General features: G+C 54.4%; 19 protein-coding genes. 13 read left to right on the top strand and 6 right to left on the bottom strand.

Annotated features, from left to right (window positions below):
* Nucleotides 1-53 precede the first annotated feature (53 nt).
* The 4 genes from rnr (at nt 54) to SHEW_RS17005 (ending at nt 5,346) form a co-directional block, all read left to right on the top strand.
* Nucleotides 54-2,528 (top strand): ribonuclease R, encoded by a 2,475-nt coding sequence (rnr, locus tag SHEW_RS17020; protein ID WP_011867085.1) that lies wholly within the window; start codon nt 54-56, stop codon nt 2,526-2,528.
* 14 nt (nt 2,529-2,542) lie between these two features.
* A complete protein-coding gene (gene rlmB, locus SHEW_RS17015) occupies nt 2,543-3,283 on the top strand; it encodes a 23S rRNA (guanosine(2251)-2'-O)-methyltransferase RlmB (protein WP_011867084.1) in 741 nt (246 codons plus the stop codon).
* A gap of 1,023 nt (nt 3,284-4,306) precedes the next feature.
* On the top strand, nt 4,307-4,657 hold the full coding sequence (locus tag SHEW_RS17010; RefSeq protein ID WP_223294738.1) for a hypothetical protein: 351 nt from the start codon (nt 4,307-4,309) through the stop codon (nt 4,655-4,657).
* 131 nt (nt 4,658-4,788) lie between these two features.
* Complete coding sequence (locus tag SHEW_RS17005) at nt 4,789-5,346, top strand: hypothetical protein (protein ID WP_011867082.1); 558 nt, start codon at nt 4,789-4,791, stop codon at nt 5,344-5,346.
* Between the two features lie 805 nt (nt 5,347-6,151).
* Here the strand turns inward: SHEW_RS17005 and SHEW_RS17000 are convergent.
* Nucleotides 6,152-6,895, bottom strand: a complete 744-nt coding sequence (locus SHEW_RS17000) for a DUF481 domain-containing protein (protein WP_011867081.1) — start codon at nt 6,893-6,895, stop codon at nt 6,152-6,154.
* Nucleotides 6,896-7,117: 222 nt separating this feature from the next.
* Here SHEW_RS17000 and rpsF point away from each other — a divergent pair, with 222 nt between their 5' ends.
* The 4 genes from rpsF to rplI are packed head-to-tail and all read left to right on the top strand — an operon-like array spanning nt 7,118 to nt 8,559.
* Entirely contained in the window at nt 7,118-7,525 is a 408-nt protein-coding gene (rpsF, locus tag SHEW_RS16995) for a 30S ribosomal protein S6 (RefSeq protein ID WP_011867080.1), read from the top strand.
* Between the two features lie 8 nt (nt 7,526-7,533).
* On the top strand, nt 7,534-7,839 hold the full coding sequence (gene priB / locus SHEW_RS16990; protein ID WP_041406739.1) for a primosomal replication protein N: 306 nt from the start codon (nt 7,534-7,536) through the stop codon (nt 7,837-7,839).
* A gap of 12 nt (nt 7,840-7,851) precedes the next feature.
* A complete protein-coding gene (rpsR, locus tag SHEW_RS16985; RefSeq protein WP_011867078.1) occupies nt 7,852-8,079 on the top strand; it encodes a 30S ribosomal protein S18 in 228 nt (75 codons plus the stop codon).
* Nucleotides 8,080-8,106: 27 nt separating this feature from the next.
* Nucleotides 8,107-8,559 carry a 50S ribosomal protein L9 gene (gene rplI / locus SHEW_RS16980; RefSeq protein WP_011867077.1) on the top strand — a complete coding sequence of 151 codons (453 nt, stop codon included), beginning with the start codon at nt 8,107-8,109 and terminating at the stop codon, nt 8,557-8,559.
* A 77-nt stretch (nt 8,560-8,636) separates the two neighbouring features.
* Here the strand turns inward: rplI and SHEW_RS16975 are convergent, their stop codons facing one another.
* Together SHEW_RS16975 and SHEW_RS16970 are read right to left on the bottom strand one after the other, a co-directional pair.
* On the bottom strand, nt 8,637-9,050 hold the full coding sequence (locus SHEW_RS16975) for a hypothetical protein (protein WP_150099982.1): 414 nt from the start codon (nt 9,048-9,050) through the stop codon (nt 8,637-8,639).
* A gap of 130 nt (nt 9,051-9,180) precedes the next feature.
* Complete coding sequence (locus SHEW_RS16970) at nt 9,181-11,385, bottom strand: S46 family peptidase (protein WP_011867075.1); 2,205 nt, start codon at nt 11,383-11,385, stop codon at nt 9,181-9,183.
* Between the two features lie 116 nt (nt 11,386-11,501).
* Between SHEW_RS16970 and dnaB the strand changes: the two genes are divergently transcribed.
* The 3 genes from dnaB to SHEW_RS16955 all read left to right on the top strand — a co-directional run bounded on the left by dnaB (nt 11,502) and on the right by SHEW_RS16955 (nt 15,388).
* Nucleotides 11,502-12,908 carry a replicative DNA helicase gene (gene dnaB, locus SHEW_RS16965; RefSeq protein WP_011867074.1) on the top strand — a complete coding sequence of 469 codons (1,407 nt, stop codon included), beginning with the start codon at nt 11,502-11,504 and terminating at the stop codon, nt 12,906-12,908.
* Nucleotides 12,909-13,017: 109 nt separating this feature from the next.
* Nucleotides 13,018-14,094 carry an alanine racemase gene (gene alr, locus SHEW_RS16960; RefSeq protein ID WP_011867073.1) on the top strand — a complete coding sequence of 359 codons (1,077 nt, stop codon included), beginning with the start codon at nt 13,018-13,020 and terminating at the stop codon, nt 14,092-14,094.
* A 19-nt stretch (nt 14,095-14,113) separates the two neighbouring features.
* Nucleotides 14,114-15,388 (top strand): BamA/TamA family outer membrane protein, encoded by a 1,275-nt coding sequence (locus tag SHEW_RS16955; RefSeq protein ID WP_223294737.1) that lies wholly within the window; start codon nt 14,114-14,116, stop codon nt 15,386-15,388.
* A gap of 26 nt (nt 15,389-15,414) precedes the next feature.
* Here the strand turns inward: SHEW_RS16955 and SHEW_RS16950 are convergent, their stop codons facing one another.
* The gene (locus SHEW_RS16950) at nt 15,415-15,879 is read right to left on the bottom strand and encodes a chemotaxis protein CheX (RefSeq protein WP_011867071.1); all 465 of its coding nucleotides are present in this window, start codon (nt 15,877-15,879) and stop codon (nt 15,415-15,417) included.
* 282 nt (nt 15,880-16,161) lie between these two features.
* On the opposite strand from SHEW_RS16950, the gene SHEW_RS16945 reads away from it, so the two are divergent.
* The gene (locus SHEW_RS16945; protein ID WP_011867070.1) at nt 16,162-17,175 is read left to right on the top strand and encodes an NAD(P)H-quinone oxidoreductase; all 1,014 of its coding nucleotides are present in this window, start codon (nt 16,162-16,164) and stop codon (nt 17,173-17,175) included.
* Between the two features lie 310 nt (nt 17,176-17,485).
* Nucleotides 17,486-17,920, top strand: coding sequence for a hypothetical protein (locus tag SHEW_RS16940; RefSeq protein WP_011867069.1), 435 nt, complete (start codon nt 17,486-17,488; stop codon nt 17,918-17,920).
* Nucleotides 17,921-18,036: 116 nt separating this feature from the next.
* Here the strand turns inward: SHEW_RS16940 and SHEW_RS16935 are convergent, their stop codons facing one another.
* Nucleotides 18,037-19,077: an aldose epimerase family protein gene (locus SHEW_RS16935; protein WP_011867068.1), complete on the bottom strand. Its 1,041-nt coding sequence runs from the start codon at nt 19,075-19,077 to the stop codon at nt 18,037-18,039.
* A 111-nt stretch (nt 19,078-19,188) separates the two neighbouring features.
* A complete protein-coding gene (galK, locus tag SHEW_RS16930) occupies nt 19,189-20,355 on the bottom strand; it encodes a galactokinase (protein WP_011867067.1) in 1,167 nt (388 codons plus the stop codon).
* Between the last annotated feature and the right edge of the window lie 34 nt (nt 20,356-20,389).

Raw genomic sequence — 20,389 nt, 5'->3', positions numbered from 1 at the left:
CCTAAGCCCCTTAGCAACAGCAGGAGAGCCTGGGCAAAATTTATGGATAATGAATGATCAAAGATCCGCATTTAAAGCGTGAACAAGAGAAGTACGACAACCCCATTCCTAGTCGTGAGTATATTTTAGATTACTTACGCTCACAGCAATCACCCCTCAATCGCGAGAAAATCGCCCAGGCGCTGAACATAAGCGACGAAGAGCAGCTCGAAGCCTTGCGCCGACGCCTCAGAGCCATGGAGCGAGACGGCGAGCTGGTCTTTACCCGTGGTCAGGCCTATGGTCTGCCCGAGCGTATGGATCTGCTCAGCGGCACCGTTCTGGGGCACAAGGATGGCTTCGGCTTCCTCAAGCTCGATGAGGGCGGCGACGACCTCTTCATCAACAACCGTGACATGCTGATGTATTTTCACGGCGACAAGGTATTGGCGCAGAAGGCAGGCGTCGATCGCAAGGGGCGCCGCGAGGCCCGCATCGTCCGTCTGACCCATGAGCGCACCGCGCCTCTGGTGGGGCGTTTCCATCTGGATTCCGGCATGGCCTTTGTCATCACCGACGACAAGCGCATCACCCAGGAGATCCTGATCCCCGACGACGATCGCAATGGCGCTCGTCAGGGCGATGTGGTGGTGATCGAGCTGACACGCCGCCCAGGCCGCTACATGAAGGCGGCGGGTAAGGTCACCGAGGTACTGGGTAAAGAGATGGCGCCTGGCATGGAGATAGAGATTGCCCTGCGCAACTATGATCTGCCCCATACCTGGTCGAGCCTGATCGAGAAGAAGCTGCGTAAGATCCCCGATGAGGTGACCGAAGAGGATAAGCTGGGCAGAGTCGATCTGCGCAAGCTACCTTTGGTTACCATAGACGGTGAAGATGCGCGCGACTTCGACGATGCCGTGTACGCCGAGACCAAGAAGAGCGGCGGCTGGCGCCTGTGGGTCGCCATCGCCGACGTGAGTCATTATGTGCGCACCGAGTCGGCGCTGGACAAAGAGGCCCGCGCCCGCGGTAACTCCGTCTACTTCCCGTCTCAGGTTATCCCCATGTTGCCGGAGAAGCTGTCTAACGGCCTCTGCTCCCTCAACCCTGGGGTCGACCGCCTCTGTATGGTGGCCGAGATGACCATCTCGGCGGCGGGCAAGCTGTCGGGTTACAAGTTTTACCCGGCGGTGATGCACTCCCACGCGCGCCTCACCTATACCCAGGTGGCGGAGATGCTCGAGGGCGGCGAGGTGAGCGATGAGCTCAAGCCACTCTTCCCGCATTTGCAGACCCTGCAGTCGCTCTACCTGACCTTGGACGATACCCGTGCCCAGCGCGGTGCCATCGCCTTTGAGACCACGGAAACCCAGTTTATCTTCAACGCCGATCGTAAGATCGAGCGCATCGAGCCGCGCACCCGTAACCAGGCCCATAAGATCATCGAAGAGTGCATGATCCTGGCCAACGTGGCGGCGGCCAAGTTTGTGAAGAAGCATAAGGGCGAGGTGCTCTACCGGGTGCATGAGGCGCCGTCTGAGCAGAAGCTGACCAACTTCAAGGACTTCCTCAAGGAGCGCGGCCTGTCGATGGGCGGTGGCCTAGAGCCTGAGCCGGCCGACTATCAGGCCTTGATGGAACAGGTGGTCGACAGACCCGATGCCGAGCTGATCCAGGTGATGTTGCTGCGCTCCATGCGTCAGGCAACCTACACCCCGGATAACGAGGGCCACTTCGGCCTGGCACTGGAGGAGTACTCTCACTTTACCTCGCCGATTCGCCGCTACCCGGACCTCATCCTCCATAGGGTGATCCGTTACCTGTTGGCGAAGGAACGTGGTGAGGCCAGCGACAAGTGGACGCCAGATGGCGGCTATCACTACCAGATCGAAGAGCTGGATCTGCTGGGCGAGGAGTGTTCCAACACAGAGCGGCGCGCCGACGAGGCGACCCGCGATGTCAGCGACTGGCTAAAGTGTGAGTTTATGCGTGACCATGTGGGCGATACTTTCGAGGCGGTGATCGCCTCTGTGACTCACTTTGGCATGTTTGTCCGTCTGAGCGATCTTTTCATCGATGGTCTGGTGCATATCTCCACCCTGGGTGGCGACTATTATCACTATGATAATATGCGTCAGCGCCTGGTGGGCGAGGCCTCGGGCCAGGTGTATCAGATAGGCGACCCAGTTACCGTCAAGGTGGCCGCGGTCAACCTGGACGATCGCCAGATCGATCTCATGATGGTGGGCGACGATGGTAAGACGTCGCGCCCCCGCCGCGCCAAGAAGCCACTGACCGCCCGCGAGCGGGTCAACCTCGAGGGTGCCAAGATGGCGCGCAAGGGTAAAGAAGATGACAAGCCGAGCGGTAAGCGCCGCTCCGCCAGACGCAGCGATGCTAAACCTGGGACAAGTAAGCCCGGAGCAGGTAAGTCGGGAGCCGGTAAGGCGGGCGCGAGCAAGTCGAAGGCCGGGGCGAAGAAGTCATCGGCCAAGCCAGGCGCCAAGAAACGTAAGAGCGTGAAGAAGCGCAGCAGTAAGAAATAAGAGACTCAAATTAGATGAAGAAACAAGATTTCACCTTCGGCATCCACGCCGTTGAGGCCTTGCTAAAAAACAGCCCTGAGCGGGTGATCGAGATGTGGGTGTTGCAGGGGCGCGACGATCAGCGTCTGATGCCGCTGATCGCTATGGCCGCCGAATATGGCGTCTCGGTACAGCAGGCCTCACGCAAGGCGCTGGACGACAAGGCCGGTAGCAGTCAGCACCAAGGCGTGCTGGTACGCGCTAAGCCTGCCAAGCAACTCAATGATAACGATCTGCTGGCGCTACTGGATAAGACAGAGACGCCGTTTCTGTTGATCCTCGATGGCGTAACCGACCCTCACAACCTGGGCGCCTGTCTGCGTAACGCCGACGCCGCCGGGGTACATGGGGTTATCGTGCCGCGCGACAATTCGGTTGGCCTCACGCCAACCGTTAGCAAGGTTGCCTGTGGCGCCGCCGAAGTGGTGCCCCTGTTTCAGGTGACTAACCTGGCGCGTACCATGAAGGCCCTGCAAGAGAAGGGCGTGTGGATCGTTGGCGCCGCCGGCGAAGCTGAGCACGACCTCTACAAGGCCGACCTGAAAGGCCCTATCGCCATCGCCATGGGCGCCGAAGACAAGGGCCTGCGTCGCCTGACTCGCGAGAGCTGCGACTCGCTGGCCTCTATCCCGATGGCGGGGAGCGTCTCTAGCCTCAACGTCTCTGTGGCCACAGGGATCTGTTTGTTCGAGGCGGTTCGCCAAAGGTTGGGGTGATCGGGAATTCGATCGTTGAATTTTGAGTTGCTGACTCAAGGTTGATGAATGCCGATGAGGGAGACTTCATCGGCATTTTTGTATCCGATGCGGAATCAGATAGTTTTCCTTTGTGTGTAACGTCTGGCTGTATGTTTGCTTATTGAAAGTATTAAAGTTCATACCTTCGCTGTTACCAATCGCCTGCCCGGCGAGGGATGTGCAAGCACTCTTTTGGCACGCTGTGAATATATCCCTATACGCTTCACGGCGGCGTCCATGCCGCCGAGAGCCAAAAGCGTGCTTACACCCGTATCTAATCGTCTCTTCGATTTGACCGAATGGGTGCGCTCTAGGAGTTAATTAGCTAGCTTATTTATGCCCCATTGCGTGTTGGCCTTGGAATGAAGATTTGGCATTTCTATAGTTTGCTTGGTTTTCATTTGGCGACATGATCATTAATTAAATGGGTTGAAGGTCTTACCTTTATCGCCTGCCCGGCGGGGGGATGTGCAGATACGTCTGTGACTCGCTGTGCGCCATCCCTGGCCGCTCTACGGTTTCATCCCTGAAACCGAAGGTCACAGCCGTATCTGCACGCTGTATCCAACGTCTCTTCGATTTGGCTTCATTTGATGTGAGTAGGAGGACTAAATGAGTGTTCGGCAGTTTGCCAATCTCTACTCGCTAGACTGCGCATCTATACAGGTATAATGGGGTTTTGCAAAAAAGCGCCCCTTTCGCTTCCTACTATGTATCTTGCGATTCTCGCTTTGTTTTTTTAAAATTCGTAACTAATTGATTAAATTTAGTAAAAAACTGAGCATCAGCCATTTAATAGGGAGTGGTGGAGGTCTCGCCCTTTCTCTCAAATAAGCCAAGTCTCGCTTTGTTTTCCGCAGCTTATTTTCTCCTTGTTATGTAATGCTGTTATTGATATAAATTTCAGATGTTTAAAAAAATTGCCGCGATGTACATTAGTAGGAAGTGATTTACATGGGCGGCATTCTCGCTAATAAGCGTTAGCTGAACAAGGAGAGTCTAGTGTTAAAAAAATGGATGTGGAAATTATTCACTTTGGTTTTTATTGGCTTTTTACTCGTTAATTCAGAACTAGTTGGACTTGCAATGTTTATTGATGCAATAGGTCTTGATCTGTTTTTAATGCTTTTAGAAGTCCAATTAATTGCTGTATTTGGTTTTTACTTTAATTCTTGGTTTAAACCAATTTTGCTGCCTATCTATAAAAAAACTCAAAAGCTAGATCCTTACTTTTTCATTCCTAAATTACAACATGTAAAACAAGTGCCTGCATTGTTTTGTCATGCTATACCTGGTTTTATGTTATTAATTGTTGGTGGTTTAGTAATTAACCAAGATTCGGGTTTGGTATAAATATTCAGCTAACAAGCGCATTAAGTGATGGGACTGCTAACGCTTGGCTCGGTTCCGCTTCGCTGCACAAGTATAGCCAAGCACTATCAGCCCCTTATGCGGGCGTTTGGCTCAGACACATTGAGGATTGAATGGACAAATTTTATAAACGGTATTTCCTTGCTTTTATCCTGTTATTCTCTGCGAACTCAGTTGCAGATGTCGAGGCTGATATAGAAAGTGTCATGGCAACTTATATTGATGCAGTTCGCGACTACGACACTCTGCAAATGGCTTCTCTAATGCATCCACTCGCATTAGAAAGATTTAGAGCATCATTTGATAGTGCTCTTCAGGGAGCAAAAGCTGAACAAGCCAAGAAAGAATTGATGCCATTGCTATCACTCAAGGACTTTTCTGACTATTTGGCTTTAACAAATAAGGAAGCATTTAAAAGACTAAATGACGGAGTCGCCGCTCAAGCTCCAGAGTTGATCGCAATGATGAAAGATGCGGACTTTGAAATTATTTCTACGACTTTAAAAGGCGAAACCGCATACGTCATTTACAAATTAGGTTTAAATATCAATGGTCAATACCTTTCTCAAGAGGTGGTTCAAAAGCTTAAAAAATATGAACACAAATGGCTTTTGCTTTTACCAGCTACAGCGGAAGCAGCAATTGTAAATATCGAAAAAAGATTCAAATGAGCCTAACAAGCGCATAAACATTCGCTGCGCTCGCTAAGGAGCAAAACACGTAGGATCCCTCGCTTCGCTCGTTATTATTGCCTACGTATTTTTGCCCGTAATGCGGAAGTTACTGATCAAATACTCTTACGCGTTTCTGTCCAATAATAACTTAGCTTTTGATTGTTAGGGTCATGACAATAACGTCAAATCGAAGAGGCGTTGGATAACTAGTGCAGATACGCCGGTGAGCTTCCGAAACAGGGCCGCTCTTTGACATCCATGTCACCGCGGCATTTGTGAATCCATTCACTTCAGATGTTTCGGCAGAGCCTAAAGGGATATATTCAAACAACGTACGTGTTTGAAGGCCAGTTCGGCATCCATGCCTCTCGTTCGTGAGCACGAAGCTACGCTTCACTCACCGTCTCACAGGCGTATCTGCACATGAGCCCACCGCAGGTGATAAGTATACCAAGAAGCCATGGTTCAAAGCCCCCTCTCGAATAGCGAAGTTTGTTTGACCTTAAGAATTGAAAACCGACGGATATCAGTAACGTCAAATCGAAGAGATGAATAACTCTGTGTAGGTGCGGCTGAGGCCTTCGATTTCAGGGATGAAATCGTAGAGCGCCCAGGGACGGGTTTACAGCGAGCCTCAGCAGTACCTGCACATGAGCCCACCGCAGGTGATAAGTACACCAAGAAGCCATGGTTCAAAGCACCCTTTCAAATTTCAATTCGGCTAAAAGCAAAGACCATTGAAGCGGCGCTTCACCTAATATAGGCAGCATTGAAACCTTGCGCCCATCAAGGTTCGCAAACCTTACTTAAAGGTGTACAGCAGATTAAAGGTAGTGACTGTATCTGTTTGCTTCGACCCTTCTGGTACCACTTCCGTGTACTTGATGTTCATGCCGATTTTAAACGCCCAGTCCTGGAATAGTGTGTTCTTGTAACTCATATCCAGGGTGACGGTATTGTTGGCCTCGCCGGTCTCGGCGGTGAGGTCGGCGTTGAAGCTGGTGTATTCGTGGATTTTCTGCTCGAACTTGGCGGCGGTACGCAGAATGATCTCGCGGTCGGCCTCGGGGTCGGGCACTGACTCACTCACCTGGGGCAGGTTGTATCGATAACCTGGACCGACTTCGAGACTCAGCTTAGTGCTGTCGCCGCTGATGGCGTCGAAACCATAACCGGTCGACACTGTGGAGATGCGGGTATAACTACCAAATCTGTCTTCGGTGAAATCACCGCGGGCGAAGATATAGCCTGAGTAGATCTTGTAGCTCGATTGGAGCTGGACATCGTACTTCTCCGAGGTGGTTTTTTCCGAGTCGGAGGCGAAGTAGGCCTTGAAGACCCCTTCCTGACGAAACTTGTCTGTGTCGTAGACGAGTTTGGTGCGGCCGTTGAAGCTGCTGGATTCTGTGTTACCCGTGTTGATCTGCAGGCCGGCCTCTATCTCGGCAGAGAAGTCGCTGGGGGGTTCCTGATAGTCCGGGGGCACCAATGCCCAGGCGCTGTGGCTGAGGCCGAGTGTGATAAATAAACTTGTTGCTCTTAACATTATTTTTATTTTTTGCACGCGTCTAGAACACAAAAATGACAGCGGACTATCATACCGTTTCACCGGGCGATGGGCAAAGTGAATCACGAAAGATATTGCTTGAGTTTTGAGGTGTGACCATGTACTATTCCGCGGCTTAATTCAGTCACTTTATTTAGTTCCTTGCCTCCATTTGGTCTGACTGAGCCAACAACGAGGCTAGATAACCGTAAGGAGCAAAAAATGCGTCATTATGAAATCGTATTTTTAGTTCACCCTGATCAGAGTGAACAAGTGCCAGGTATGATCGAACGTTACACGGGTATCCTTACCCAAGCTGGCGGTCAAATCCACCGTTTAGAAGACTGGGGCCGTCGTCAACTGGCTTACCCAATCATCGAACTGCATAAAGCTCACTATGTTCTGATGAACGTAGAAGCGACTGCAGAATCGGTTGAAGAGCTAGAAACAGCTTTCCGTTTCAACGACGCTGTTCTTCGTAGCATGGTTATGCGTACCAAGGGTGCCATCACCGAAGCTTCTCCAATGGCTAAAGCGAAAGACGAGCGTGAAGCACGTCGTTCTAGCGAAGAGCGTTCAGCTGTAGAAGCTGAAGTATCTGAAGAAGCCGCTGAAAACGCAGCAGAGTAAGTTTATTTGTGGCCACCAATCACTTGGTGTTATCTGGAACCATAACTCGGTCCAGAAGCTTTAGTAGCCCGGCAGGCATCCCACATTGTGTGGTCATGCTGGAACACAAATCGCAGGTTTATGAAGCAGAGATGCTGAGAAACGTATACTGCCAGATGCAAGTGATATTAAGTGGCGAACGCTTTAACAGCATCACAGACAAACTGAAAACCGGTGTGGATATTGAGGTCAAAGGTTTCATCGCCCTCCAGAGAGGACGCAATGGTCAAAACCGCCTGGTATTACACGCTGAAAATGTCGAATTGAAAACTTAGGAGACTGTCAAAATGGCACGTTATTTCCGTCGTCGCAAGTTCTGCCGTTTCACTGCAGAAGGCGTTACTGAGATCGATTACAAAGATATCGCTACTCTAAAGAACTACATCACTGAAAGTGGTAAAATTGTTCCTAGCCGTATCACTGGTACAAACGCTAAATACCAACGTCAACTGGCTCGCGCTATCAAGCGTGCTCGTTATCTTTCTCTACTGCCTTACACTGATCTACATCAGTAATAGCGCATCAATTTAGAGGAATTAATAATGAACGTTATTCTACTTGATAAAATCGCTAACCTAGGCAACCTGGGTGACCAAGTGTCAGTTAAAGCTGGTTATGCTCGTAACTTCCTTTTACCTCAAGGTAAAGCGGTAGTTGCTAACGCTGCTAACACTGAAGTATTCGAAGCACGTCGTGCTGAACTAGAAGCTAAGCTAGCTGCTGAACTAGCAACTGCTACTGAGCGCGCTGAGAAGCTGGCTGCTCTTGAAGCTGTTGTTATCGCTTCTAAAGCGGGCGACGAAGGCAAGCTGTTCGGTTCAATCGGTAACCGTGACATCGCTGATGCAGTAACTGCTGCTGGCGTTGAACTGGCTAAGAGCGAAGTTCGTCTTCCACTAGGTGCTATCCGCGCTACTGGTGAATTCGAAATCGACGTTCAGCTTCACGCTGAAGTTAAGGCTGTTGTTAAGCTTTCTGTTGTTGCAGAAGACTAATACACAGTTTTAAACGATTAAAAGAAACACCGCGCTAATCTGATTAGTGCGGTGTTTTTTTATGCCTGAAATAACCGCTAGCTGCTCTCGCCGCTATTCGGCTTGGTATGATCCTGTGCTATCTGAGTGGCCATCAGCGTTAGCCGATAGTGAGGGTTGCCTGCTACCAGGCTAGTCACGGGGTCATTCGGGCTTAGATAGAGTTCTTGCGTGCCGATATGGCGAGGTTCATCCGCTGCGCATAGGTAGATGTCACTCACCACCTTAAGCAGGCCCGTCGGGGTGAAGCTTGCGCAAAGCCGGATATTCACTGTTTGATTGCCAAGTTCACTCACGCCTGGCTTGAGGGCGAGGCAGTGGGCAATAAGCGGTCGGTCGTCGCCTGTGAGGGTGACGTTGAGGCGGCACTTAGGTGTGCTGCGCTGGCGCTGCAGGGCTTGTATTCTTCGTTGTTGGGCCGCGAGATAAAATCCGCCTAATGGGCTGCTCATCCTATGCCTCATCTTGATGTCCATCTTATTAACCTATGCCACTGCCGAGTTAGCGACAAGTAAAAAAATACCCGGCGAGGCCGGGTATTTGTCGATTGGGTAAACGCTCTGACGTAGGAGTAGTTTCTGACTAGTTTCTGACTAGTTCCAGCTCGCCCATCAGGTTGTCGGCGTGATCCACCTCATCCATCATCCACAGAATGTAGCGGAAATCCACATGCACCGCGCGGGTGATGGTCGGGTTGAAGAACCAGTCTTTGGTGATGGCCTCATAGGTAGAGTCGAAGTTTAGCCCCACCAGTTCGCCCTTGCCGTTAAACACAGGAGAGCCCGAGTTACCACCTGTAGTGTCGACACTTGAGAGGAAGTTCACCGGCACAGAGCCGAAGCTTTCCGGCTTATCCAGGCAAGAGAAGAGGCGGCACAGCCAAGAGGCTGGGTCTTGATAGACAGACTCGACCTTGTGGCTGCCGTAACGCTTGGCCTTGATGGCATCCAGTACCTTTTGAGGTGCATCGAACGGCTCGACGCCCGTGTGCTTGGCGACTATGCCTTCCAGACGGGTGAATGGCTGCTTGTAGAGGGCATCTTTCGACTGGTAACCATCCACCATGCCGTAGGTGATACGCAGGGTGCCGTTGGCATCTGGGTATACCGGCCAGTTGTTGGCCTTGTAGTAGGCGATCACGGCTTCCATGTAGCCAGGACGTGCCTTAGACAGCTTTCCGGCCAGGGTCTTCTTGGCTTTTTCCTGGGCTAGGTTGGTGTCGTACAGGGCCACGGCGATGCGGATGAAAGGATCGGCGCTGGTTTCAAACGCCTTCACATCGGCGTCCATCCAGGCCAGACGCTCATCCTGGTTGGTGAGGCCGGTCAGCGAGTAGAGGCCATCCAGCTTGTCACTCAGGCTCACCTCTGCATCGTCCGATTTCAGCATGGCGTCTAGCTCAGGCACGCGGTTGTCCTGGGCCAGATAGGCGTCGAGATCTTGCATCCATAGGGTCTTGTCGACGCTGATGGCGAAGCTTGAGTCGATACGCTTGAGGCGCGCCTTGAACATCTTCATGTCGCGCTCCTGGTAGCCCTCTTCACGCTCGGCATCTGGCTTGGTCTTCTCTTTGGCCAGACGGTAGAGGCGGTTGGCTGCAGAGAGCAGGTCGCTCGATTGGGCGTTCTCGAAGAAGTAGCGCGTCTGCTGCGCCTGGCGCTGCTCCACTAGCAGAGTCTCCAGCTGGTCAAACTTGGCCTGATAGCTCTGGTATTGGCTGTCAGTGCTTAGCCACTTGCGGAAGTCATCCTCACGACCCTGCTTGATGCCGGCGATATCGGTGGCCTTGAAGCCGTCGAGCAGACCGTTATATTTCTTCATGCGGTTGGCCATAGAGGCCAGCGTGCCTGCGTACTTGATCTTAACGCCTGCGTCCTGTGCACCCATGGCTTCTATGGTGTCGATGCGCTGCTGATAACGCTTGGCCAGGGTAGGGTAGAGCCAGTCGCTGGCGAACTTCAGCTCGCTGGTGAGGCGGTAGCGGCTGGTCGAGCCCGGGTAACCGGCCACGAACACACCGTCGCCAGCCTTGACGCCATCGGCGTTGATCTTCAGGTAGCTCTTAGGCTTGAAGGGCACGTTGTCAGGCGAGTAGGCCGCTGGCTTGCCATCCTTGCCCACATAGGCGCGCAGGAAGGTGAAGTCGCCCGAGTGGCGTGGGTATTCGTAGTTGTCGATATCGCCGCCGAAGGAGCCGACGCTCTTAGGTGGCGCGTACACCAAGCGCACGTCGCGAATGATCAGCTGCTTGATCAGGTAGTATTCCAGACCGTTATGGAAGCTGCGCACCGAGCAGCGATAGTTGTCGTCGCTCTCACACTCTTTGATCAGTGCCTTACGGTTGGCCTGGATCTCTTCATAGCGTTTCAACGGGTCGTCGCTGAGCTCTTTGGTGACCTGTTCACTCACGTTGGTGACCGCCTCTGTGATGTAGAGACGTTCGTTAGGGCCGGCAGAAGGTTCGTCCGCTTGTTTGCGCGCCAGGAAGCCATCGGCGATGTAGTTGTGCTCTTTCTTGCTGTTGTATTGAATTGCGCGGTAGGCACAGTGGTGATTCGTTACAACTAACCCTTGGGGGGACACGAAACTGGCGGTACAATACCCTAGTCCGACAACTGCATTCATCGGATATTGGGTCAGATCGGCGAGTTGTTTTGCTGGAATTTGGATACCGCGTTCGCTCAGCTTGTCGGCGATCGAAGGCATTTGATACGGTTGCCATTGCCCTTCATCGGCAATCACTACGCCAGATGACAGCATTAAGGCTGCAACCAATGCTTTGCGCATGTTTATTCCTTAATTATTATGTGTAAGTTTGTAGGACGAACAGGTAAGAGGCCTGTTTCTGCTTGACCCGGGTTTTATATCATATTTTGCCTAATCGTTGGAAATTTGGAGAGTTAATGTCACAGCAAGGTGGATTTCAGGCTAAGAAAAAGCCTAGAGATATACAGATCGATGCATTGAAGATGCCGCCCCATTCGATTGAGGCCGAGCAGTCTGTGCTCGGTGGCTTGATGTTGGATTCAGATGCCTGGGATAAGGTGGCCGAGGCCGTGGTGAAGGATGACTTCTACTCCCGCTCCCACAAGATGATCTTTACCGCCATGGAGGCCCTGGTGGCCGCGGGTCAGCCGATCGATCTGATCACCGTCTCCGAACAGCTTGAGCTGGAAGACAACTTAGAAGATGCCGGTGGTTTCGCCTATTTGGGCGAGATCGCCAAGAACACCCCGAGCGCGGGCAACATTCTCTCCTACGCCGCCATCGTGCGCGAGCGCGCCGTGGTGCGTGAGATGATCAAGGTAGCCAACGAGATCGCCGATGCCGGCTTTAACCCCGAGGGGCGTAACTCCAGCGAACTGCTGGATCTGGCCGAGAGCAAGGTATTTAAGATCGCCGAGCAGCGCGCTAACGCCAACGAGGGCCCCGAGGGGATCAAGACCATCCTCGAGAAGACGGTGGATAAGATCGAGGAGCTGTACAATAACCCTCACAACGGTGTGACCGGGGTGTCCAGCGGCTTCAACGATCTCGACCGCATGACCGCGGGTTTCCAGTCGGGCGACTTGATTATCGTCGCGGCGCGTCCCTCTATGGGTAAGACCACCTTCGCCATGAACCTGTGTGAACAGGCGGCGCTGCACGAAGACAAGCCAGTGCTCATCTTCAGCTTGGAGATGCCCTCGGAGCAGATCATGATGCGTATGCTGGCTTCTCTGGGCCGGGTGGATCAGACCAAGATACGTACGGGTCAGCTCGACGATGACGATTGGGCGCGTGTCTCCTCCACCATGGGGATCATGCTGGAGCAGGGCAAGATGTATATCGACGATGGCTCGGGCCTGACACCGACCGAGGTGCGCAGCCGCGCCAGACGTATCGCCCGCGAATATGGCGGTCTGTCGATGATCATGATCGATTACCTTCAGCTGATGCAGGTACCCGCTCTGTCCGATAACCGTACCCTGGAGATCGCCGAGATCTCCCGCTCGCTCAAGGCGCTGGCGAAAGAACTCGAGATCCCGGTGATCGCCCTGTCGCAGCTCAACCGCTCTCTGGAGCAACGCGCCGACAAGCGCCCGGTAAACTCCGACTTGCGTGAATCTGGCTCTATTGAGCAGGATGCGGATTTGATCATGTTTATTTATCGTGATGAGGTGTATAACGACGACTCCGAAGATAAGGGCACCGCGGAGATCATCATAGGTAAGCAGCGTAACGGCCCCATCGGCCGGGTACGTTTGACCTTCCAGGGCCAGTTCTCCCGTTTCGATAACTACGCCGGTCCGCAGTTCGAAGAAGATTAATCCGACTAAGCTCATAGGGTGAGATTAAACTTGGTTTAATTAGCCCTATGGGTCGCTATTTTGCGTTACCCTCATCGAGTCTCGACGCCATTAACATTAAGGTTATTGTTTGAAACCCTTTCCCCGAGCAGAGATCAGCGGCGATGCGCTGAAAGCTAACCTAAAGCGATTACGCCAGCTGGCACCCCAGAGTAAGGTGATGGCCGTGGTGAAGGCCAACGGCTATGGTCACGGCCTGTTGAATGTGGCCCATTGTCTGGCCAGCGCCGACGGTTTCGGCCTGGCGCGCCTCGAAGAGGCACTGGAGCTCAGGGCCGGTGGTGTGAGCGCCAAGCTGCTTCTGCTGGAAGGCTTCTTTCGCCCAAGCGACGTGGCGACCCTAGTCGAGCATGATATCGATACCGTGGTGCACCACGAATCCCAGCTCGAGATGCTGGAGGCCGCCAGCCTAGCCAAGCCGGTGACAGTGTGGATGAAGATAGATACCGGCATGCATCGTCTGGGCTTTAACCTGGATCAGTTTGAGGCTATCTATCAGCGTCTGCAGGCCTGTGCCAACGTGGCCAAGCCCATTAATCTGATGACACATTTTGCCTGCGCCGACGAGCCGGATAATCCGGCGACCGCCGAGCAGGCGCGCCGCTTCGAGCAGATGACGGCGAACTTGCCGGGTGATCGCACCCTGGCCAACTCGGCCGCGACCCTCTACTGGCAGGCGACTCAGGCCGACTGGATCCGTCCGGGGATCGCGCTTTATGGCGTTTCGCCTGTGGTTGGCGATCTCGGTCGCAATCATGGCCTGGAGCCCGCCATGGAGCTGGTGTCTCAGCTGATTGCGGTACGGGATCATAAGGCCGGCGATCCCGTCGGCTATGGCAGCTACTGGCGCGCCAAGCAAGATACCAAGCTAGGTGTGGTGGCCATAGGTTATGGCGACGGTTATCCCCGCAACGCCCCAGAAGGCACCCCTGTCTGGGTCAATGGCCGCCTGGTACCCGTGGTGGGACGTGTCTCCATGGATATGCTGACGGTGGATCTCGGCCTGGATGCCACAGACAAGGTGGGCGATACCGCCGTGCTCTGGGGCAAGGCGCTGCCGGTCGAAGAGGTGGCCGAGCATATCGGCACTATCGCCTATGAGCTGGTGACTAAGCTGACTCCCCGCGTCGCCGTCTGCCTCGAATGATCAGATGACTAATTTGTTGATGGCGAAAATATCTCTCACGCGGCTAGCTTCTCGGGCTAGCCGTCTGTTTTTTACAGGCTTGCTCGCCTTAGCCACCCAGCAGGCACTGGCCAGCGATGACCTGGCACCTCAGGTTCAGGTAAGCAGCGATGATGGCACCGAGGCCGAGTATGTGGCCGTGCCCTTCATCTTCGCCACCGAGAGCCTGAGTACCTCTGTAGGCGCCGCCGCTGTGGTCAAGCATGCGGGGCAGCGTCAGGCCTCCCTGTTTGCCTTGGGGCTGGGCACGGCCAACGACTCCTGGGTCACCTATCTTGGCGCCAACGACTATCAGCTGCCGGGTGTCGATAGCTGGTTGTTTTCCGGTGAGTATTACCGCGCCCGCTACACAGAAGGGATCTTCTACATTCCCGGGCAAGAGGTGGGACGCGCCGCCGATGCCCCCGAGCGAGTGGTGACTCAGGGGGATGAATCCTTTGCCAGGCTGCACCTTAAATATGTGCTGCCCTGGGGGCGAGGCGCCAAGGGAGCGGCCGCTAGTTTGCGCAGCGCACCCTTAGGCAGCCAGGAATGGAACCCACTCACCTCTGGGGTGAGCAGCATAGAGCTGACCCCTTTTTATACCGAGCAACGCCTGGAGGGATATGAGTCGCTGCCTCAATCGGCCCGCGGCCTGGAGCTAGAGCTTGCCTGGGACAACCGCGACGATCGTGAGAACAGCAAGCAGGGCGGGCGCACCAGCCTGACCCTGACCCGCGACTGGGGCAGTAGCCAGCGTCAGAGCTGGACCACCTGGGAGTTTGAGCAGAGCCTCTACCTGTCCCTTGGGCAATCTGGCTGGTTCGACAGTCGGGTATTGGCCTTTAACTTTTATCTCGCCGACACCCCTACCTGGAACGACTATGACCCGAACAGTCACACCAACGGGCGTCCGCCTGGATTTGCCGGGGTGGGCCTGGGGGGCTTTAAGCGCCTGCGTGGTTACAGCGGCGATCAGTTCACCGGCCGCAGCGCCTTGTTATATGCGGCCGAATATCGGCTAGAGCCCAAGTGGCAGCCATTGCAGAGCCTGCCGGTGTTTCGCTGGTTCGATATTCCCTGGTGGCAATGGACGGCATTTGTCGAGGCGGGCAAGGTGAGCGATGAGTTTGCCTTAGATAGCCTGCACAGCCAGATGAAAACCAGCTTCGGCGCCGGTATTCGTTTTGAGGTGGAAGGTGTGGTGGTGCGTACCGATCTCGCCATCGGCGAGGAGGAAAGCCAGTTCTGGGTCATGGTGAACCAGCCTTTCTAATCATTACTTGAGTAATGCTGCGCTGGTTAGCCTTCGAAGCAGATCTCTATGTAGGCGGTGCCGTAGATGCTGCTGAAGGGCATGATGATCTTCTGCCCGTCCGACTTGTGGGCTATGGTGTGGTTCTTACCCGACACCACTATTGGGGTCGCCATATCGAACTCGTAGCCCTTATCGCTCAGCAGATTCTTGGCGCCGCCGGTCACCATGTTGGTCAGCTCGCCCACCAGATCCGTCACCTCTTCGTCTATGCTCTCCGGCTTCTCCCCTAGCATCTTGTTCATGATCTCCAAGATCAAGGTTTCTTCGAAGGTGATCGACAGCGAGCCCTTGGTCTGAGGGCCGACCATGCCGATCAGGCCAGATACATCGCCCTTGGCCAGGTTATCTTTTTTAAGGTTAGGTTTGCCGGGTTTGAGCTCCATGTTGGCCATGGTCTTGAGCACATTGAGCAGGGAATCGAGAAAAGGATTGATAAAGTCTACATTCATCGCAGGTGCAGCCCCTTCTGGTGATAACAGATTGCAGCATATCGGACTTTAAGCTTAGGTGATAAATGGGCGTAAAGCCTGCTGGCACTTTAACACCATAACATAAAGCTCTGACGGGGCGACAAATCTTTTATATCTAACTTACTAATGGTAAAGATATTTGTGAGCTGCTGTTTGTTTTTGTCGCCCAAGGCGTATAAGGATGACGGCTAAGGCTTGCCCAATTCACCCATTTCGCGCTAGCCTCGACAGCATTAACGCCCGCTAATGTTAGGAGCCGCCATGTCAATGCTTCCCACACACTATACCCATGTGCAATTTAACGCCCCTGGTGGGCCCGAGGTGCTGGAGTTGGCGCAGAGTCCCTTGCCCGAATTCGCGCCGGATCAGCTGCTGATCAAGGTGGAATACGCCGGGGTGAATGGCCCGGATATCGCCCAGCGCCGCGGCCTCTATCCACCGCCGCCCGGTGCCAGCGAGATCTTGGGGTTGGAGGTATCGGGGACAGTAGTAGCCGTGGGCGATGCGGTGACCGGCTGGCAGTTGGGGGACAGGGTGTGCGCCCTGGTACCCGGCGGTGGCTATGGCGAGTATGTGACGACCTGGGGCGTGCACTGCCTGCCTATTCCCACAGGAGTGACCATGGCCCAGGCGGCGGCCCTGCCAGAGACCTTCTTCACCGTGTGGGGACACATGTTCATGCGCGGCGGCCTTAAGGCGGGTGAGACTGTGCTTATTCATGGTGGCTCGGGCGGTATCGGCTCGGCGGCGGTCACCTTAGCGAAACAATTCGCTGTTAAGGTGCTGGTCACCTGCGGCTGTCAGGAGAAGATTGACTACTGCCTCGCCCTGGGGGCCGACCACGGCTTTAACTACCACGACGAGGATCTGCTGGCTCAGATAAAGGCGGTGGCGCCTCAAGGGGTAGATCTGGTGCTGGATATGGCCTCGGGTGACCTTATCGATCTTAACCTCAAGGCGCTGGCAATCGAGGGGCGCCTGGTCACCATAGCCCTGCAGCGGGGTAGGCGCGCCGAGGTGGATGTGGCGCTCTTGATGGCCAAGCGTATCTGCTGGACGGGGGCGACCCTGAGGCCGCAATCGGTGGCGGCTAAGCAGGCGATCGCCGATGGCCTGCGTGAGCAGGTGTGGCCTAAGTTTGACACCCAGGAGGGCTGCAGCCTGGTACCTCACCTGTATGCCGAGTTTGCACTGGGTGATGCGGCCAAGGCCCACGCCCTGATGGAGTCGGGGCAACACAGAGGAAAGCTGGTGCTCAAGGTGGCGAATGACTAGTCGTCAACGGGTGTGACAAGCCGCGCGTTCATGGGGGCTGAGCGGTCCGTTAACTTTGGTATAAAGTAGGTTAGAAAAAACTTGAATAACTGATTTGATCGGCTAAATTCGTTACTAGTATCTACCGAGTGAACATTTTGATAGCAATTAAATAAAATAGATCCATTTGGCTATTGATTTCTGGCGGTATTTATTAAAAATGTGTGGGCTATTGTCCAGAGGCGTTTGTGGCGATGGCAGTGACTAAGCTAACTGTTGTCAGCTTTATAATTTTATATTGGTATGTGTTGATTTAAGGGTATTAGCATATATGTATGACACGTCTAAAGAACCTGTTTGGTATGGTGAACTTCGTACGGCTCGAGGTAATACTATCCTCATTCACGACAAAGAGTTTCCCGAAGCCACGGCGGGACGAGTTTATCTTTATAACACGGTAAGAGATGCCGTGATTGAATATGCCGAGGACATCGTTAAGGTGAACCTGCATGACCTTACGGAAGAGGAACTTAAGGCCGCTAAAGCTGAATATGACGCGAACTGGTTAGCTACCCGAGCCGCCTTCATGCAGCAGCATGCCGGTTGGGTTGAGGCGATTCATGCTAAACCTGCACCAGCGCCTAAGAAGGTGAAGGTGGATGCCGAAGAAGGCGCCAGCGATGACGACGATGATGATGTCGAACTCGAAGTCGATAGCCTGGACGACGGCTATGATGATTGGTCTGATGATGACGATCGCAACTAGGCAACCTGCCAGGACTCCTGCTTAGTTCGCCGCCATTCTTAGGTAAGAGGTTCCGGTCCCTCTGGAACCCCTACCTAAATCATTTTACTTCTCTAATCTCTTTTCCCGTTAGCATCTCATTTGATGAGATCGAACTGATAGCGACTCATGTGGTGATACACCTCGCCCGGCATCAGCCAAGGCGTGCCCGCTAGGTGTGCCTGATTGGGCGCGTCGGGCAGTTGCTGTGGCTCGACGCATACCGCCTGATATGAGGCCAGTTTCTGCCCTTGCTTGCCAAGGGTGCCCTCGAGGAAGTTACTGCCGTAGATCTGTACACCTGGCTGATTGGTGTAGAGGGTCATTCGTCTGCCTGAGGCCGGGGCGCTGACAGTGCCGAAGCGGCTCAGGGCCTTGCCGTCATGGTTGGGCGTCAGGTAGCAGTGATCTATGCCCCTTGTCGGCTCGGCTTCCAGCGCCGTTTTGAGGCTCGCGAGGGACTGTCCCTGGCTGAGATCCAGCGGCGTGCCGGCTACCTGAGTCACATCTGTCGGGATCCCCTGCTCATCAGTGGTGAGGTAGTGCTGGCTGTCGCTCTGGATGATATGTCCCAGGCTGCTGCGCTCGCTTGAACCTTCCAGGTTGAAGTAGCTGTGCTGGGTCAGGCTGATGGGGCAGGGTTTATCTGTGCTGGCGAGGATCTCCACATAGAGGTTGTTGCCCACCAGGCGGTAGTCGAGCTGGACATTGGCGTTACCGGGAAAGCCCATGTCGCCATCCGGGCTGAACAGGCTGAGGCGCACGCCATCGCTGAGTTGGCCGATATGCCACTGCTTACGGTTGAAGCCCTCTCGGCCACCGTGCAGGCAGTTGTCCTGATGGTTGTTGTCCAGACTGAATGCTTGACCGTCCCGGCTCAGGCGGGCGCCTGCGATGCGGTTGGCGTAGCGTCCGGCGATGGCGCCCAGGTGGGCGTCTTGGGTCAGATAATCCTGGGCGCTGTCGCAGCCCAGTACGATATTGCCACGCTCGCCCTTGTTATCCGGCGCCCAGAGGGAGCGGATAATGCCGCCGAGGCTGAGCACCTCGATGGCCAGGGTGCCGTTGTCTATGATGATGCGTTCAATCTGGCCACCACGGGGATCGTTCCAGGCATCGAGCGGGCGAAAACGTACCATGATAATCTTTTCCTTAAGCGATTAAAGTTGGGATCCTATTGTATTATCTCGCCCCTGGACGAGGGTATGAATACGTATTCTAAACAGCGATTTACACTCTATGACCCGCGATTAGTAGAGCTCCTCGTCCAACCTTGAGGCGCCTTGGCTCGCCGAGCAGAGGTAGACGCTGGCTTCCAGGCCTGTCGCCGCCTGATATTGGCGCTCGACCGCCTCGACCACGGCGTCGGTAAGGTCGTGATCCACCAGAGCCACGACGCAGCCGCCGAAGCCGCCACCCGTCATGCGCACGCCGCCGCGATCGCCGACCACTGCGTCGATGATCTCGACCAGCTTGTCGATCTCGGGCACGGTGATCTCAAAGTCGTCACGCATCGATTGGTGCGACTGGGCCATGAGCTCGCTCAGCTTGGCGATGTTACCCGCCTCTAGGGCGTGGGCGGCATTCTGGGTGCGGCGGTTTTCGCTCAGCACATGGCGCGCCCGGCGGTAACAGACCTCCGGCAGCTCATCCTTGGCCCCTTCCAGGGTACGCAGCTCAAGATGACGTAGGCTCTCGATGCCGAAATGCTCGGCGACCTGCTCGCATTGTTCACGGCGCAGGTTATATTCGCTGTCCACCAGGCCGCGGGGGACGTTGGAGTTGACTATGATCAGGCTCAGGCTTTCGGGTATGGGCACTGGCTCGCAGTCGAGATCTTCACAGTCGATCAGTAGGGCATGCTCCTCTTGAGCCATGGCGCTGATCATCTGATCCATGATGCCGCAGGCGCAGCCGACATATTGGTTTTCGCCGCGCTGGGCCATCTGGGCCACCGCCAGAGGCGATAGTCTGAGCTGGCTGCAATCGTTGAGCGCGGTGCCGAAGGCGATCTCCAGTGCCGCAGACGAGGAGAGCCCCGCCCCTAGGGGGACGCTACCTACTACCGCCAGATCCATCCCCTTGGCAGGCAGGCCGCTGGCCGATACCGCCGCGGTAAAGCCCTTGAGGTAATTGATCCAGCTGTCGTTGGGGTCCATCTCACCCTCCTGGCCGAAGTGCCAGGTGTAGATCTTGCCGGGAAAGGCGTCGGATACGGCGCGGAACTTATCGTCGTCGCGCTGTTTCACTGCGATAACGGTTCTAAAGTTGATGGCGGCGGGGAGGACGAACCCATCGTTGTAATCTGTATGTTCGCCGATCAGGTTAACCCGGCCCGGCGCCTGATACAGGTCATCGGCCGTGGTACCAAAGGTCTGCACAAAAAGTTTATTGGCGCGCTGTGCGGTATTCGACATTGGTGTTGAACTTCTCAGAAAAAGTTAGCGTTCT

The organism is Shewanella loihica PV-4 (assembly GCF_000016065.1).
GTDB lineage: Bacteria > Pseudomonadota > Gammaproteobacteria > Enterobacterales > Shewanellaceae > Shewanella > Shewanella loihica.
This window is presented reverse-complemented; position numbering and strand designations above follow the sequence as displayed.